This is a genomic window from Pedobacter psychrophilus, from assembly GCF_001652725.1.
GTDB lineage: Bacteria > Bacteroidota > Bacteroidia > Sphingobacteriales > Sphingobacteriaceae > Pseudopedobacter > Pseudopedobacter psychrophilus.
Genome location: NZ_LWHJ01000028.1, coordinates 1 through 16785, shown reverse-complemented (window position 1 = coordinate 16785; position 16785 = coordinate 1). Strand labels below are relative to the sequence as shown.

Genomic DNA, 16785 nt, shown 5'->3' with positions numbered 1-16785 from the left:
TTATGACATACGTTGAGCTAAGGAAGCAATTGATAGATAAAATTAACAAAACTGAAAATCTGGAATTACTAGAAGAAGCTAATAGACTTTTGGGGGTTGAAATTAATAACAATGTTATTTTTGAATTTTATAATTATCAGAAAGAAAGGATAAATGAATCATTAACACAAATAAAAAAAGGAGATTTTTTGACTGAAATTGAAGCAAATAAAGAAATTGATGAATGGCTAGAAAAATAATTTGGTCTAATCAAGCTCAACAAGATAGAAAAGAAATTTTAAAATTTTGGTTTATAAAAACTAGATCAAAAGCTTACAGTAAAATTTTAAATCAACAATTTAATTACTCTATTAAATTGCTTCAAACACATCCTTATATAGGTAAGTCTACAAATATTGAAGAGATAAAAATAAAAATCGTTAGAGATTACTTTTTGATTTATAAGTTTAATGAAAAGGAATTGATAATTATTTCTCTTTGGGATAGTCGTCAAGATCCAATACAACTCAAGGAATTAATCAGTTAGATTTCTTTCACAAAATCCGCCATAGCTTTACCAGGGTTTGAGGTTTTCATAAAATTTTCACCAATTAAAAATCCATTATAGCCAACTTTTTTAAGCATTTTAATGGTCTCAGGATTGCTAATGGCACTTTCTGATATTTTTAGAAATTCTGATGGGATTATTTCAGCAAGAGATAATGAAGTTTCAATATCCACAGTAAAATCTTTTAGATTTCTATTATTTACACCAATTACGTCTAAATAAGGATTTAAACTTCTATCTAATTCTTCGCGGTTGTGAACTTCTAATAAAGTACTTAAACCTAAAGACTTTGCCAATTTTGCAAAACTTAATATTTCTTCAGGAGTTAAGCAAGCGGCAATTAACAGAATAATATCAGCACCTAAAGCTTTGGCTTCAATAATCTGATATTCATCCACCATGAAATCTTTTCTTAAGATAGGAATACTATTTACTGCTCTTGCGGCAATTAAATCATCATCCTTACCCATAAAAAAATCATGATCTGTTAATACAGATAAAGCTGAAGCGCCTGCAGCTGAGTAGCCTTTTGTAACTTCTTCAACAGAAAGTTTATCGTTTATAATTCCCTTAGAAGGTGATTTTCTTTTAAATTCTGCAATAATTCCGGATTTTGAAGGGTCGGTTAAAAAATCTTTTAAAGCATACGTTCTGCGATTAAAACCTAGGCTTCTCTCTAAATCTTTAATTGTCTTAATTGCTTTTGCCGATGCAACCTCTTCTTTTTTACGGGCAACTATTTTATCTAAGATGTTCATTTTATTTTTTTTTACAGACTTACGAAGTTTTAAAAACTTCGTAAGTCTTTAGGAGTGTTTTTTTAAAATGGAATTTGAAATTTTACAAGCTTTTTGCTTTAAGCCTTCTGCCTTAAGCTAAGAGAAAAGCCAATTTCCAATCATTTCTTTCCCAAATTCTGTCAATATAGATTCTGGATGAAATTGCACTCCTCTAACATCTAAAGTTTTATGTCGTAAAGCCATCATTACTTCTTTTTCATCAGTAGCTGTAATTAATAATTCAGAGGGTAAATTATCAGATTTTACCGCCCAAGAATGATACCTTCCAACATCAAACCCACTTTTTAATCCTTTAAATAACAATTCATTTTCATCTGTGATTACCAATTTAGTAGCGGTGCCGTGTACAGGTCGTTCTAAATTATAAAGTTCTCCGCCAAAAACTTCGGCAATAGCCTGCTGACCCAAACAAACCCCTAAAATACTTTTTGTTGTAGCATATTCCTTAATAACAGCTAAAAGCAACCCCGCTTCTGAAGGAATTCCTGGCCCTGGAGAAAGCAGGATTTTATCAAATTGTGCTATATCCTTTAACTCAAATTTATCATTCCTCCAAACGGTGGCATCTTCTCCTAATTCATTTAGCAGATGCACCAAATTGTATGTAAAAGAATCGTAATTATCTATAACTAGTATTTTCATGTTTTTGTATGCTATATGCTAAATGCTTAAGGCTGAAAGCAAGCAAAACTTACAAGTAGCTTTTAGATTTCCGCCTTCGGCTTAAAGCTAAATCTCTTCCGCTTGTTTTAATGCGTTTCTTAATGCTGCAATCTTATGGTTTACCTCATTTAGTTCGGATTCTGGATTAGAATCTGCAACAATTCCGGCACCAGCCTGATAATGTAATTTATTGTTTTTACTTAAAAATGAACGTATCATAATGGCGTGATTAAAATCTCCATTAAAGCCCATAAAACCAATTGCTCCGCTATAAAAACTACGTTTTATATTCTCATATTCATCAATCAATTCCATTGCTCTATATTTTGGCGCACCACTTAAAGTACCTGCAGGGAAAGTATCTGCAACAATTTTAAAAGGATTTACACCTTCTTTTAATTCGCCACTTACTTTAGAAACTAAATGAATTAAATGCGAATAAAACTGTACTTCTTTATATGCCTTTACTTCAACGTTTGTACAATGTCGGCTTAAATCATTCCTTGCCAAATCTACCAGCATTACATGTTCTGCAGATTCTTTTGGGTCGTTTTCTAGCTTTTCAGCGATAATTTTATCTTGTATATCATTACCAGATCTTTTAAAAGTGCCGGCTATTGGGAAAATGGAAGCAATCCTGTCTTTTATAGTTAATTGTGCTTCGGGCGAAGACCCAAAAATTTTAAAGCTGCCATAATCAAAATAAAATAAATATGGAGAAGGATTAATGGAACGTAAGGCCCTGTAAACATTAAATTCATCTCCTAAAAATGAGGTTTGAAAAGCCCGTGAAGGAACAATTTGAAAAACGTCTCCTCTAAAAATATGCTTCTTCATTTTCTCTACCAAACCCATAAATTCGCCATCACTAAGGTTTGATGTTTCTTCGCCTTTAAGTTTAAAATGATATTCGGGAAAGTTTTTATTCTGAATTAAATATTCGATTTTTTCAAGATTATCTCCTTCTTCATCAAACTCGCTGGTATTTTTTACAATATAAAGCTCGTTTTTAAAATGGTCTATCGCAATGATGTATTTATAAATATGGTATTGAAAAGTAGGGATTTCCCTTTCGTTTTCATCATCACCTTTAAGCTTGATGTCTTCAAAATATTCTACTGCTTCATGTGTAAAATAGCCAAAAAGGCCATCTGCAATAAATTTTAGAGAAGTATCTGCATTTGTACTAAAATTTTTTCTGAAGTTATAAACCTCATCACTCAATATAAAGTCTCCTTCTGCAATAATTTCTTTAGAACCATCAGGGAAAGATTTTTTCAACTTTTTGTTTTCAAGGATAATACCTGCAATTGGCTCGCAACAAACATAGCTCATGCTGTTTTCACGACTGTGATAATCAGAGCTTTCTAATAATAAACTATTTGGGAAAACATCGCGTAAACGCAAATAGATACTTACCGGCGTAGTTGTATCTGCCAATAATTTTTTAAAAGAAACATCTAAATTAAAATTTTTCATATCTATAAATTTCAAATCTAAATCATAAAAAAACCCGACGGGTTAAGCGTCGGGTCGTATTTGTTTAGGTTTGGATTAAATTCTTTTTTAAAACACAAATAAGGCTACCGAAGCTACATTTTTATTGTGCCACCACCATTTATTTGTATTTGTTGTTTTATTCATTGCGAGGCAAAAATATAAAGAAAAATGACTTTTGAAATTTTTTAGAGAAAATAATTTATTAAACTTTTACATATTCCATTTTGGACGACCTGCCGGCATGGAAAGGATTGCTACTAATACTAAAACAATTGCAATGGTGTAATAAATATAAATTGCCCTATGTTTTGCTTTGGCCTCAATTGCCTTTTTAGATTTAGAATAACCAATCGTAATCAACACAATTGCCAAAATCATCATGGTAATATGTTCTACATTCCAATACCTGTAAATAGGATTTTTCATTTGAGAGAAATCTACCATTGGGCTAATAAAGTATAACACTAAACCAATCAGTAATTGAGTATGAGCAGAAATTAAGGCAAATAGGTTTATTTTTTTATTTGTGGCTGTGTAAGGTTTATTACCTGCTGTAACGGCTTGGAAAATAGATAAAAGAACTAATATTAAGACAATATATCTTAAAAATGAATGTAAATGAAGTAAACCGGTGTACATATTTATTTAATTTTTAGCAAATATAAATATTTTGTATCATGATTGGTTTTTAAAACTTGATAACCTTTTTTATTTGAGCCCATAGTTCATTATCAAATCTAGAAACCGTATCATAAGGATCTCCAGCACTTTCTCCCATTCTTATTATCACCAAATTTTGAGAAGGAACAACATAAATTTTTTGATCATCTTTTCCTAAAGCAGAGAACATATCTAAAGGAGCATTAGGAATAAGTACACCATCATAGCTAATTGGAGTTCCTGGTAAAATATATTTAGATTTTCCGTTTAACCAAGTTAAAAAACCATATGCTGGATTTAGATTTTGGGAGCTATTAATTTGACTTTTATAAAAATCTTGATCATTTAATATTGGCGTATCATCCCAAACACCTTTATTTAATAAAAGCAGCCCAAACCTAGCCATGCTTTTTGCATTGCTGTAAAAAACATTATTAGAATCCTGTTTTTTTATCCATAAACCAGTCATTCCTATTTTATCTTTTAATCTGGTTTTACAAAATGTATTGTAATCAGTACCACTTGCTTTTTCTATTACAGCATCTAAAAGGGTATAACCCGAATTAAAATAATACCATCTTGTACCAGCATCCACTTTATAATTTAAACAATAAGGTAAAGTGCAATCTTTAATAGGTTGGCTTTCATCTAAACCTGTAGTCATGGTAAGTTGATTACGAACTGTGATTAGATTTTCTTTGGCTAAAGGTGCATTTGTCCAGCCATTTCCTAAATAGTCTGAAGTTTTATTATTGATGTTTAAAATCCCTTCTTTTTGTGCAATGCCCACCATAAAAGCCGTCAATGTTTTTCCGGCCGAAGCCCAATACCAGCTACTATCAGCAGTAAAGGTTCCAAAGTATTTTTCAACTACAATTTTTCCATCTTTTAAAATGATAAATGCTTTTGTGTTTTTAGATGTTAGATAAGGGTATAGTTGTTCTAACTGCGAATTATCCCATCCTAATGAGTTTGGAGAAATGGTTTGCCAATCTTTATTATTAGAGGATGGAAAATAAATTTCTGTGGAAGCTGATGTGGTAACCTCTGTTTTGTTCTTTTTACAAGCACTTAAAGCACATAAGACAAAAGCTGAAATGCTAAGAAGTAATATTTTTCTCATATAAATTTTTTGTATATGACTTCTTATTAAGCATATAGTTTAAAACTACAATAGTTTTTTATAAAAAAAGCAGCTTGTAATTTTACAAGCTGCTTCCACTCAAACCTCACTCAAAAAACTTTTATTACATTTCAATTGACACTCACCAAAATAACGGAATTGATTTTACTTTAGATTTTTTAACACACAAAAAAATTACACTCTTAATTAAGTTTTTTATCAAAAACTCTTTAGATTTAAAGATTAAACCCCTTTGTATGAAAAAATTATTACTCTTATTCTTTCTTTTAGGATTTGCTTCCTTTCTAAAAGCTCAGGAAACTTATCCCGTAAACGGTTCGGCAGATTTTAGAACCGGACAGTTTGCCTTTATCAATGCAACCATTGTTGTTAATGCAGATCAAACCATTTTAAATGGTGTTTTATTGATAAAAAACAATAAAATAGAAAATGTTGGATCAGGCTTAGCCATACCTAAAGGTTATGTAGTGGTAGATTTAAAAGGAAAATTTATTTATCCATCTTTAATAGATGCTTTTTCTAGCTATGGTTTGCCAGAAGCTCCGCGTCAAAGTTTTAGCTTTAGAAGCGCACCTGTTTTCACTTCTACAAAAGAAGGCGCTTATAACTGGAATGAAGCTATAAGACCAGAAATGCATGCAAATACCATTTTTAATATCGATGCAAAAAAAGCAGAAGACTTAAAGAAAAGCGGATTTGGAACTGTAAATACAATAATTAAAGATGGTATTGCTCGTGGAACTTCTGTAGCCGTTACTTTAGCAACTGAAAGCCCAAACTTGGTGATTTTAAAAGGACAAACTGCTGCAAATTATTCGTTTAATAAGGGAAATGCAAAAACAAATTATCCAGCTTCATTAATGGGCGCCATTGCCTTAATTAGACAAACTTATTTAGATGCACAATGGTATAAAAGCCAAAACAAAGAATATAATATCTCTTTAGATGAGTTTAATCAACAACAAAGTTTACCCCAAATATTTGAAGTTGGTAACTGGGAAGATATTTTAAGGGCAAATAAAATTGCCAATGAATTTGATAAAAAATACATCTTTAAATCTGGCGGCGATGAATATCAAAGAATTGCGGATATCAAAGCAACCGGGGCTAAATATATAATCCCATTAAATTTTCCTAAAGCTTTTGATGTAGAAGATCCTGCAGATGCAAAAAGTGTTACTTATGCCCAAATGAAAAACTGGGAATTGGCACCAACCAATCCTGCTGTAATGGAAAAAGCAGGTGTTGATTTCGCTATTACCGCTGCAGATTTAGAAAGCGCAAAAGATTTTTGGACCAATATAAGAATTGCAATTGATAACGGTTTAAGCGTTAAACAAGCATTAAAATCTTTAACTGAGGCGCCAGCTAAAATGCTAGGAATTGATGGTATGGTTGGTACTTTATCTAAAGGAAAAGAAGCTAATTTTTTAATCACTTCCGATTCTTTATTCAAAAAAGGAAATATCATTTTTGAAAATTGGGTACAAGGACAAAGAAATATTGTGGCCCAAATGGATGTAAAAGATCTTCGGGGGGATTATAATTTAGTTATAGCCGGCATTGGCGCCATGACCATGAAAGTTGGAGGAACAGTTGGTGCTTATGATTTAAACATTGAACGTACCGGAACAGATAGCGTGAAAGTGAAAGGAACTTTGGGTAGAAATGGTGATTTGATCAATGCATTTTTCAACCTTAAGAAAAACCCAACCGGGGATATTCGTTTATCAGGCTACTTGGATAAAACCAATCCTATTACATTTAAAGGAGACGCAATAACCGCTGATGGTGTTAGTGGAAAATGGACTGCTACTTTAACCACACCGTTTAAGGATAAAGAAAAGAAGGACGATGCTAAAACTACACCAAAATTAGGGACTGTTGTTTATCCTTTTGTTGCTTTTGGAAATAAAGAAGTACCAAAACAAGAAACTGTTTTGTTTAAAAATGCTACCGTTTGGACAAATGAGAAAGAAGGTATTTTAACAAATACCGATGTTTTGATAGAAAACGGAAAGATAAAGAGCATAGGGAAAAATCTATCTGCCGGCAATGCGAAAGTGATTGATGCAACCGGAAAACACCTTACTCCTGGGATTATTGATGAGCATTCTCACATCGCGGCAAGTAGAGGAATTAATGAAGGTACACAAGCTGTAACTTCTGAAGTAAGAATTGGGGATGTAATTGATGCAGAGGATATAGACATTTATCGCCAATTGGCGGGTGGTGTAACAACTTCTCATATTTTACATGGTTCTGCAAATCCAATTGGTGGCCAAACCCAACTCATTAAACTAAGATGGGGACAAACACCAGAAGAAATGAAGTTTGCTGGATGGGAAGGTTTTATCAAGTTTGCATTAGGAGAAAACGTAAAACAAAGTAACGCTGGAGATTTTAATAGCATTCGCTTTCCACAAACCCGTATGGGTGTTGAACAAGTTTATGTTGATGCATTTACCAGAGCAAAAGAATATAAAGCAGCATGGGCTAGTTATAATTCAGCAAAAAATAAATCAGGTTTAACGGCACCAAGAAAAGATTTAGAACTAGACGCCTTGGTAGAAATTTTAAACGATACTCGCCATATTACTTGTCACTCTTACGTACAATCAGAAATCAATATGTTGATGCATGTTGCTGATACCATGGGTTTCAAAATCAATACTTTCACACATATATTAGAGGGTTATAAAGTTGCTGATAAAATGGCGGCAAGAGGAATTGCGGGTTCTACATTTTCTGATTGGTGGGCTTATAAAATGGAAGTTTGGGATGCCATTCCTTATAACGGAAAGTTAATGCATGATGCTGGTGTTTTAGTGGCCTTTAATTCTGATGATGCTGAAATGGCTAGAAGATTAAATCAAGAAGCTGGCAAAGCAGTAAAATATGGTAAAGTGAGCGAAGAAGAAGCTTTCAAATTTGTTACCCTTAATCCTGCAAAAATGCTTCATATAGATAATAAAGTAGGAAGTTTAAAAGCTGGAAAAGATGCCGATGTGGTACTTTGGTCTGATAATCCATTATCGGTTTATGCTAAAGCCGAAAAAACATTTGTAGACGGTGTAAATTATTGGGATTTAGATAAAGACGCCCAAAAACAAAGCGACTTAAAAAAGGAAGAAGGCAGATTAATTCAGAAAATGATAGATTCTAAAAACGGAGGTAGTAGAACACAACGTCCAACATTTACAAGACCAAGTTTAGATACTTGCGATACCATTGAAGAAGATTATCAGACAAAAGCTAACTCAAGTAATTAATCGTCATTTAGAATAAAGATTATGAAAAAATTTATTTATCAATTTATTTTCTTGAGCATTGCAACCACAACAGTTTTTGCCCAAGCAACTATATCTCCGGCAAAGCCTCAAAACCAAACTATTGCTATTGTTGGTGGCACCATTCATATCGGAAACGGTAAGGTGATAGAAAACGGTACCATCATTTTTTCTAACGGAAAAATTACCGAAGTAAAAGAAGGAAATTCTCAACCTCAAGGTATTATGGTAGTACAAGCCCAGGGAAAACAAATTTATCCGGGTTTTATAGCTCCAGTAAATGACATGGGTTTGGTAGAAGTAGAATCTGTAAGAGCTACAAGAGATGATGCCGAAACAGGAAGTATCAATCCTCATGTACGTTCTTTAGTTGCTTATAATACAGATTCTCGTATCATTCCAACAGTGAGGTCTAACGGAACGCTGCTTTCACAACCAACACCGCAGGGAGGTTTAGTTTCTGGCACTTCATCAATTGTACAATTAGATGCCTGGAACTGGGAAGATGCTGCTTACAAAGCAGATATGGGTATTCATTTTAATTGGCCAACATCAAGAGCTGGTGGAGGAGGTAGACGATTTGGTGGTCCAACTTTATCAGAAGAACAACAAAAAGAGCGTTATCAAAACCAAATTGCCGAAATCAAAACTTATTTTGCTCAGGCAAAAGCTTATTCAGAACAAAACCCAACAATTATCAACGAGCGTTTTGAAGCGATGAAAGGTTTGTTTAACGGCACAAAAAAGGCTTTTGTAAACGTAAGCAAGCAAAAAGACATCATTGTTGCGGTTAAATTTTTCGAAGATTTTGGAATTACTCCAGTTTTGGTGGGAGCAGAAGAAGCGGTGGATATCACCACATTTTTGAAAGAGCACAATGTGCCAATTATCATGTACAAAAGTCAATCGTTACCAGATAATACAGATGATGATGTTTATCTTCCGTATAAAAACGCCAAGATTTTACATGACGCAGGTTTGCTTATTGCCATGAGTATTGATGGTTATTGGCAACAACGCAACCTTCCATTTATGGCAGGTACAACCGCGGCTTATGGTCTTACGAAAGAAGAAGCTTTGGCAACCATCACTTCTAATACCGCTAAAATCTTGGGGATTGATGATAGAACTGGAACATTAGAAGTTGGGAAAGATGCCAACATCATCATCTCTACAGGTGATGCCTTGGATATGAGAACCAATAATATTGAAGGTGCTTTTATACAAGGCAGAATGATTGATTTAAACAACGTTCAAAAACAATTGTATAAAAAATACGCTGATAAATATGGGATTAAGGCGGATTAGTAATTTACTATTTAACAGATAGATTTACGAAGTTTTAAAAACTTCGTAAATCTTTTCCACTAGGAAAAGCATCTCTCTGAAATTAAGTTTTCAGGGAGTTTTTTTTGATATTTGTTATGACTAATTTTAGTAGAATCCTAACCAAACTCTTTAAAAAGAAATTTTGTTCTTTTAGAACACAAATCCTCAATAAAACTTACAATTTAATTAAGTAATTAAGCTTAAAGTAAAATTAATATCTTTGAATTGCTTAATTAAAATAAATGGCTAACAAAGGAAATAAGACGATTAACTATCGATACATATTAATTGCAGTATTTACTTTTGTTTTGGTGCAATTAGTTTATTTGGCTATGCATAGAAAAGAGGTTTTAAATAACCTTAACCAATCTATTAATCAATTAAGCGATAACAGTTTAGCAATTAATGATATAAACACAAGTGTTGAGCATTTATTTAATATAGAAAATACGTTTCGGTTGTATGTAAACACACGAAATCCTTTTTATTTTCAAGAATATAAATCGCAACTTTTATTATTAGGAAACAAACTCGATAGCCTTCAGAAATTTCATCAACAAAAATTAAGTGACTCAAAAAACCTTAAATCTATACTGGAGGTTAAAAAAAGAAATACCGATATATACATCAGGCTTAAAGCCATTAATGACTCTTTACTATTAGCCACCGATAAATTAAGCGAAATAGACCAAAATCAGACTATATATTTTAAACCATTTAAAATAACCGATATACAATCAATCTTATCGCAAAATGCAGATACTGCAGTACAATTAAATAATACGCCTAAAAAGGGCCTTTTTAAACGTATTGGTGCCGCATTAGCAAATAAAAGCACATCCACTTCTGATACCATTATTACAAAGAATAACAACTTGGTACAGAACACTAAAATTATGCAAGATAGTTTATCGCTTCTTAAGATGAACAACCTTTTTAAGCAAAGCATTAAGAAACTCATTGCTATTCAAAACTTGGTTAAAACCCGAGAAAACATGATTATTGCCTCAAATATGAGTTTGTTGGCCGAGCTTTTAACCATCCTTAAAGATTTAAAAACACAGGAATATAATATAAGTATTGCTAATGCGGGCAAATCAAGAACAAATGCAACAATCAGCCTAAAATCATTAAATAGTGATACACGGATAGTTTTACTTTTAGCTTTAGGTTTGGCGATAATTATATTATTTAATATTTGGCGTTTATATACTTATGAGCATGATCTTATTAAAGCAAAAAATGAAGCAGTTAAGCAAACTCACTTAAAAAGAGATTATTTGGCACATCTTAGCCATGAAATAAGAACGCCTCTTAATTCTATTATTGGCTTTTCTTCGCAATTGGCAAACAATCCTAATAAAGAAGAACAAAATTCTTATATAGGCGCCATAACAGAATCTTCTCAAATGTTACTTTCTTTGGTTAACGATGTTTTAGATTTAACAAAATTAGAATCCGGAAAATTAAATCTTAATTGCACTAATTTTTATCCTAAAAAAGCTATCGAAGATGTAGTTAAAGCCTTAAAAGTTTTAGCAGAAAGTAAAAAGCTTGATTTGACAGCTAATTTCTTTCATGAAGATGATATCGTTATAAAAGGTGACGAATACCGTTTTAAACAAATACTTGTAAACCTTTTAAACAATGCTATTAAATTTACCAGTACTGGCTCAATAACTGTAAACTGTAAATTAGTTGACACTACAAATATTTGTTTAGAAATTATAGATTCTGGAGTTGGGATTTCGAAACAGAATATTGTTGTTTTATTTGATGAATTTACACAAGTGTTAGATGATAATCCAGAAAACAGAAAAGATGGAAGTGGCTTAGGACTAAGTATCACTAAGAAAATAATCGAAGCCCAAAACGGAACCATAAAAGTAGAGAGTGAGTTTGGTAAAGGATCAAAATTTATTGTAAATATTCCTTTTGCTGCTGCAGATAATCCCGTGATTTATAATGCAGATAATTTTGATGATAAAAAGATCTCCGCTTTTAAAAATAAAAATTCAATAGAATTAGGTGTTAAAAAGTTGTTAATAGTTGATGATAATTTATTAAATATTAAGCTATTGACGCTTGTATTAAAGAAATGGAGCATTACTTGTGACGATGCCGCAAACGGAGAAATTGCCTATCAGCTTTTTGAGGATAATGATTACGATGCTATATTAACTGATATTCAAATGCCGGTAATGAATGGTGTGGAGTTGACTAAAAAAATTAGAAATAACAGAAATTCTGATAAAGCAAACATTCCTATTTATGCTGTCACTGCCAATGCAATCTCGGAGGAATTAGCTGGTTATATAGCCGTGGGTATGAATGGTCATATCCTTAAACCTTTTCAAGAACATACACTTTATCAAACTTTGTTAAACATTAATATACAACAACCTGCATTATAATTTATTAATTATGCTTAATAATAACGCAGAGTATCTGCAAAAGAAGTCTGCTAGAATCTCATAAAAAAAGCCAGCAAAAATTTGCTGGCTTTTTTGTGAAATTTAAATTGATTTACAACCCAAAATAGGCTTTAGCGTTATTATAACAAATATCCTGAACAATTTTACCAATCCATTTTTCATCATCTGGTATTTGTCCGTTTTCCATTTCACTACCCAATAAGTTACAAAGTATTCTTCTAAAATACTCATGACGAGGGAAAGAAAGGAAACTTCTAGAGTCTGTTAACATCCCAACAAAAGTGCTTAAAACACCCATATTAGAAAGCGAATTCAGCTGACTTTCCATTCCATTTTTTTGATCGTTAAACCACCAACCAGATCCAAATTGTACTTTACCTATCGTTTTACCATCTGCAAAATTACTGGTCATAGCCGCAAAAGCATCGTTATCAGCACCGTTAAGGTTATAAATAATTGTTTTTGCCAATTGATCATCCAAACTTAAGTTTCCTAAAAAATTGGATAAACTTTTTGCTTGAGCATAATCGCCAATAGAATCATAACCGGTATCTGGACCTAATTTGCGCATCATCCCATGGTTATTATTTCTAATTGCACCTAAATGGAATTGTTGGACCCAACCTTTCTCATGGTAAATTTTGCAAACTTCTGTTAAAACATAACCCGCAAAAGCATCGGTATCAGAAAACGAATCTATCTCCCCTTTTAAAAGTTTGACGTATTCTGATTTTTGAGCTTCAGTTAAAGTCAGCTTGTTAGGAATTGTATTTAATCCGTGGTCAGAGATTGACGCTCCATGTGCTGCAAAATATTCAATTCTGTTTTTTAAAGCCGAAATTAAACTTGTTACATCAGTAATTTCGATATTTGCAGCAGCACCTAATTTTTTGATATATTCTCTATAAGAATTTATATCATCTGTTATCATTAATGATTTATCCGGACGAAAAGAAGGTTTAACTTTTACCTCAAAATCGCTATTCATCAATGTATTGTGATGTTCTAAACTATCAGAAGGATCATCAGTTGTTCCCACCATTTTCACATTAAACTTTTTTAATAAGCCTTGTGTAGAAAAATCATCTTGAGCTAATAATTGATTACAATGCTGATAAATTTCTTTTGCAGAATCTTCATTTAGATACTCATTAATCCCAAATGGATTTTTAAGTTCCATGTGACTCCAATGAAAAAGTGGATTTCTCACTGTTGCCGGAACAACTTTTGCCCAAGCCATAAATTTTTCCTCGTCGGATGCATCTCCAGTAATAAAATGTTCATTTACACCCAAAGTACGCATGGCTCTCCATTTGTAATGATCACCCTTTAACCAAATTTCTGTTAAATTGTTAAACTTTTTTGCTTCTGCTATTTCTTGTGGAGGCAAGTGATTATGGTAATCGATAATGGGCATATCTTTAGCATAATCATGGTAAAGTACTTTTGCCTTATTACTATATAAAAGAAAATCTTCTGGAATAACTGCTCCGTTTTTCATATTTATTTTTTGTTCGTTGTAATTTCTTTAATTATGATAGCATTTAGAAGTAAAACATGAAATATAATTTGGGCGTTTTAACACGCTTTTCGCTATATCTTTTTGGCAGAAAAAGCCAAAAAGGATGCCGCTCCAATCGTTAACGCACCTATAAAATCAATTAATTTTAATTCAAATAATTAAATTTTATAATGAAACTCCTCTTTTCCAAGGGATAAAATCATCTTGACCATGTCTTACTGCGCTTACTTCTATTTCTCCGCTTGCTACTTTAATCACATAGTCTAAAATACGCTCACCTGCCTCATAAATGGTTTCTCCGTCATCAATGATAGTTCCTGTGTTTACATCCATAATATCACTCATTTTATTAAAAAGCGTAGTGTTACTCGCAATTTTTATAACCGGCGTAATCGGATTTCCTGTTGGGGTACCAAGCCCGGTTGTAAATAAAACAACGTTCGCTCCTGAACCAACTTCTGCTGTGGTAGATTCTACATCATTTCCCGGTGTACATAAAAGATTCAGTCCTGGTTTTGTCACCATTTCTGGGTAATCTAAAATTGCAACAACCGGAGAAGTACCTCCTTTTTTTGCTGCTCCCGCAGATTTAATGGCATCTGTAATTAAACCATCTTTAATATTACCAGGAGAAGGATTCATATCGAAACCAGAACCGGCCGCAACCGCTTTTGCAGCATAAGTTTTCATTAGAGATGAAAAACGATTGGCTTCCTCTATGGTAACACATCTATCGCTGATATTTTGCTCAACTCCACAAAGCTCTGGAAATTCTGCCAAAATCACTTTACCACCCAAGGCAACTAACAAATCAGATGTATAACCAATTGCTGGGTTAGCAGAAATACCAGAAAAACCATCCGATCCGCCGCACTCTAAGCCAATGGTAATATTACTTAATGGTGCGGGTTTTCTTTCTTGTTGATTGGCTTCCATCAATCCTGCAAAGGTCTGTTTAATGGCCAAGGCCAATAAATCTGCTTCGGTACCTACTTTTTGCTGATCTAAAATATAAAGTGGCTTACTAAAATTTGCATCCCTCTTTTTAATCTCTTCTTCCAAAATAGGAACTTGAGCGTTTTGGCAGCCCAAACTCAATACCGTTGCTCCGGCACAATTAGGATTAGTGATATATCCTGCTAATAAAGCACACAAAGCTTGTGCGTCGTCCCTAGTTCCACCGCAACCACCATCATGATTTAAAAACTTAATCCCATCTACATTAGGAAAAAGTCTTTTGCTTTTTTCAGGTTGTTCCTCTATAAAGATATCTGCATTTAAAATGGAGTTTTTATCTGCTCCAGATTTATAAAGATCAATCAACTTTAAAGCTTGGTTTTGATAAGCTTTCTTTCTACCATATCCTAATGGGGTAACCAATGCTTCCTGTAAAACCTCCAAATTTCTGTTCTCACAAAACACCATCGGGATTACTAGCCAATAGTTTGCAGTTCCTACGCTGCCATCCGCTCGGTGAAAACCATTAAATGTTGTGTTTTTCCATTTGCTCACATCCGGTCTGTCCCATGCTAATTTTCTCTCACCAACCTCAAATGGGTTTGCCGCATGCCTAACATTATTGGTATTGATAATGTTGCCCGCTTTTAGATCAATTTGCGCCTTCCCAACCAAAACCCCGTACATCAATAATTCTTCGCCAATGTTTAAATCGGTTGTTAAAAATTTATGTTTGGCCTTTACATCATCCAACAATGTTATCTTTTCATTTTCATAGATAATGATCTCTCCTTTAAAAAGATCGGTCAACGCAACCAACAAGTTATCCTTTGGATGTACCTTTAAAACTCTATCCATCTTCTGTTAATTAACGCTTTCTTTGATCATGAGTTGTTTTATGGATACCTGATTTTCCATCAGTTTTAGGTAATTATTTACAGCTTCTTCAAAACTAGGCAAAGTTGTCAAATCTGCTCCCCAAAGTGTGTCATCGCTAAGTATAGCATTTACAATTTCTTTAGGTTTATTACTCCAAAGCTTACTTAAACAAGCTGCTTTGCTGTCGTTTATCAAATATTCCTGATTATTAATTTTACCGAAATATTTATTATTTTTTGTATTGAAAGGTTTCATAAACCTGATGTAAGCAGCAAAACCTAAGGCAATAAAATCTGGAACGTTGTGGTATAGCTTAAAGTAATTCTGTAAAATAGGCACAACCCGCATCTCTAGTTTTGATGTATAATTAGCGCTTATGCTTAACCATTGGTGGTTGATGTGTGGATTTCTAAATCTATCCAATACGTTTGTAGCAAAAGTGTCCTTTTGTTCTTTTGATATCTCATAAGGTATTGCGGGTGCAATTTCATTGATCATCAAATCACGGATATAACTTTCCATGTCTTCATTATCCATAGCAGATTTAACAGTATCAAATCCTGACAAAAAGGCTAATCCGCAGCTTAAGGTATGTGTTCCGTTTAACAATCTTAATTTTAGTTCTCGGTGAAGGTTAATATCTGGCGTAATAATTACACCGCTATCCACTTGTGCGAAAGAAAGTTTTTCTTTAACTATTTCATTTCCCTCAATTGCCCAAAGTCGATATACTTCCGACATGATTAATAGTTCATCATCATAACCAAGTTCGGTTTTTATTTCATTTAACTGATTTTTATCAGGTTTGCCCGGTACGATACAATCTACCAAAGAATTGCAGAAATGATTGCTCTCATGTAACCAAGTGATAAAATCTTGAGGAAGATGATTTGTTTTACAGAGGGTTAGTAAAATGTCCTTTAATTGGGTGGCATTATCCACGATCAATTCTGTAGGGACGATTACCAAACCTTTATCTTTTGCACCATTAAAAGTAATAAACCTGTGGTGTAACAACGCCAGTAATTTACCCGGAAAAGAAATTGGTGGTTGGGATTT

13 protein-coding genes are annotated in these 16785 nt (G+C 33.1%); 5 read left to right on the top strand and 8 right to left on the bottom strand.

Annotated elements, in window-relative coordinates:
- Positions 1 to 2 precede the first annotated feature (2 nt).
- Entirely contained in the window at positions 3 to 239 is a 237-nt protein-coding gene (locus A5893_RS10755; protein WP_068822582.1) for a hypothetical protein, read from the top strand.
- Positions 224 to 526, top strand: coding sequence for a type II toxin-antitoxin system RelE/ParE family toxin (locus A5893_RS10750; protein ID WP_068822581.1), 303 nt, complete (start codon positions 224 to 226; stop codon positions 524 to 526). The genes A5893_RS10755 and A5893_RS10750 overlap by 16 nt, the downstream gene beginning before the upstream one ends.
- Here A5893_RS10750 and trpC read toward each other — a convergent pair.
- The 5 genes from trpC to A5893_RS10725 all read right to left on the bottom strand — a co-directional run bounded on the left by trpC (position 523) and on the right by A5893_RS10725 (position 5293).
- Positions 523 to 1305, bottom strand: a complete 783-nt coding sequence (gene trpC / locus A5893_RS10745; RefSeq protein WP_068822580.1) for an indole-3-glycerol phosphate synthase TrpC — start codon at positions 1303 to 1305, stop codon at positions 523 to 525. The genes A5893_RS10750 and trpC overlap by 4 nt on opposite strands.
- 117 nt (positions 1306 to 1422) lie before the next feature.
- Positions 1423 to 1989, bottom strand: coding sequence for an anthranilate synthase component II (locus A5893_RS10740; protein WP_068822579.1), 567 nt, complete (start codon positions 1987 to 1989; stop codon positions 1423 to 1425).
- An 87-nt stretch (positions 1990 to 2076) separates the two neighbouring features.
- Positions 2077 to 3489 carry an anthranilate synthase component I family protein gene (locus A5893_RS10735; protein ID WP_068822578.1) on the bottom strand — a complete coding sequence of 471 codons (1413 nt, stop codon included), beginning with the start codon at positions 3487 to 3489 and terminating at the stop codon, positions 2077 to 2079.
- Between the two features lie 231 nt (positions 3490 to 3720).
- Entirely contained in the window at positions 3721 to 4149 is a 429-nt protein-coding gene (locus tag A5893_RS10730) for a cytochrome B (RefSeq protein WP_068822577.1), read from the bottom strand.
- Positions 4150 to 4198: 49 nt separating this feature from the next.
- Positions 4199 to 5293, bottom strand: coding sequence for a serine hydrolase domain-containing protein (locus A5893_RS10725; RefSeq protein ID WP_068822576.1), 1095 nt, complete (start codon positions 5291 to 5293; stop codon positions 4199 to 4201).
- A gap of 257 nt (positions 5294 to 5550) precedes the next feature.
- Between A5893_RS10725 and A5893_RS10720 the strand changes: the two genes are divergently transcribed.
- The 3 genes from A5893_RS10720 to A5893_RS10710 all read left to right on the top strand — a co-directional run bounded on the left by A5893_RS10720 (position 5551) and on the right by A5893_RS10710 (position 12347).
- A complete protein-coding gene (locus tag A5893_RS10720) occupies positions 5551 to 8586 on the top strand; it encodes an amidohydrolase family protein (RefSeq protein ID WP_068822575.1) in 3036 nt (1011 codons plus the stop codon).
- 21 nt (positions 8587 to 8607) lie between these two features.
- On the top strand, positions 8608 to 9912 hold the full coding sequence (locus A5893_RS10715) for an amidohydrolase family protein (RefSeq protein ID WP_068822574.1): 1305 nt from the start codon (positions 8608 to 8610) through the stop codon (positions 9910 to 9912).
- 263 nt (positions 9913 to 10175) lie between these two features.
- Positions 10176 to 12347 carry an ATP-binding protein gene (locus tag A5893_RS10710; protein WP_068822573.1) on the top strand — a complete coding sequence of 724 codons (2172 nt, stop codon included), beginning with the start codon at positions 10176 to 10178 and terminating at the stop codon, positions 12345 to 12347.
- A gap of 112 nt (positions 12348 to 12459) precedes the next feature.
- On the opposite strand, the gene uxaC is transcribed toward A5893_RS10710, so the two are convergent.
- The 3 genes from uxaC to A5893_RS10695 form a co-directional block, all read right to left on the bottom strand.
- Entirely contained in the window at positions 12460 to 13869 is a 1410-nt protein-coding gene (gene uxaC / locus A5893_RS10705) for a glucuronate isomerase (RefSeq protein ID WP_068822572.1), read from the bottom strand.
- Between the two features lie 186 nt (positions 13870 to 14055).
- A complete protein-coding gene (locus A5893_RS10700) occupies positions 14056 to 15705 on the bottom strand; it encodes a UxaA family hydrolase (RefSeq protein WP_068822571.1) in 1650 nt (549 codons plus the stop codon).
- Positions 15706 to 15711: 6 nt separating this feature from the next.
- A partial coding sequence (locus A5893_RS10695) for a tagaturonate reductase (RefSeq protein WP_068820563.1) occupies positions 15712 to 16785 on the bottom strand: 1074 nt, incomplete at its 5' end.

Excerpts from the sequence above, each read along its gene's own strand:
- A5893_RS10755 (WP_068822582.1), top strand. The coding sequence starts at position 3 with ATGACATACGTTGAGCTAAGGAAGCAATTGATAGATAAAATTAACAAA.
- A5893_RS10750 (WP_068822581.1), top strand. The coding sequence starts at position 224 with ATGGCTAGAAAAATAATTTGGTCTAATCAAGCTCAACAAGATAGAAAA.
- trpC (WP_068822580.1), bottom strand. The coding sequence starts at position 1,305 with ATGAACATCTTAGATAAAATAGTTGCCCGTAAAAAAGAAGAGGTTGCA.
- A5893_RS10740 (WP_068822579.1), bottom strand. The coding sequence starts at position 1,989 with ATGAAAATACTAGTTATAGATAATTACGATTCTTTTACATACAATTTG.
- A5893_RS10735 (WP_068822578.1), bottom strand. The coding sequence starts at position 3,489 with ATGAAAAATTTTAATTTAGATGTTTCTTTTAAAAAATTATTGGCAGAT.
- A5893_RS10730 (WP_068822577.1), bottom strand. The coding sequence starts at position 4,149 with ATGTACACCGGTTTACTTCATTTACATTCATTTTTAAGATATATTGTC.
- A5893_RS10725 (WP_068822576.1), bottom strand. The coding sequence starts at position 5,293 with ATGAGAAAAATATTACTTCTTAGCATTTCAGCTTTTGTCTTATGTGCT.
- A5893_RS10720 (WP_068822575.1), top strand. The coding sequence starts at position 5,551 with ATGAAAAAATTATTACTCTTATTCTTTCTTTTAGGATTTGCTTCCTTT.
- A5893_RS10715 (WP_068822574.1), top strand. The coding sequence starts at position 8,608 with ATGAAAAAATTTATTTATCAATTTATTTTCTTGAGCATTGCAACCACA.
- A5893_RS10710 (WP_068822573.1), top strand. The coding sequence starts at position 10,176 with ATGGCTAACAAAGGAAATAAGACGATTAACTATCGATACATATTAATT.
- uxaC (WP_068822572.1), bottom strand. The coding sequence starts at position 13,869 with ATGAAAAACGGAGCAGTTATTCCAGAAGATTTTCTTTTATATAGTAAT.
- A5893_RS10700 (WP_068822571.1), bottom strand. The coding sequence starts at position 15,705 with ATGGATAGAGTTTTAAAGGTACATCCAAAGGATAACTTGTTGGTTGCG.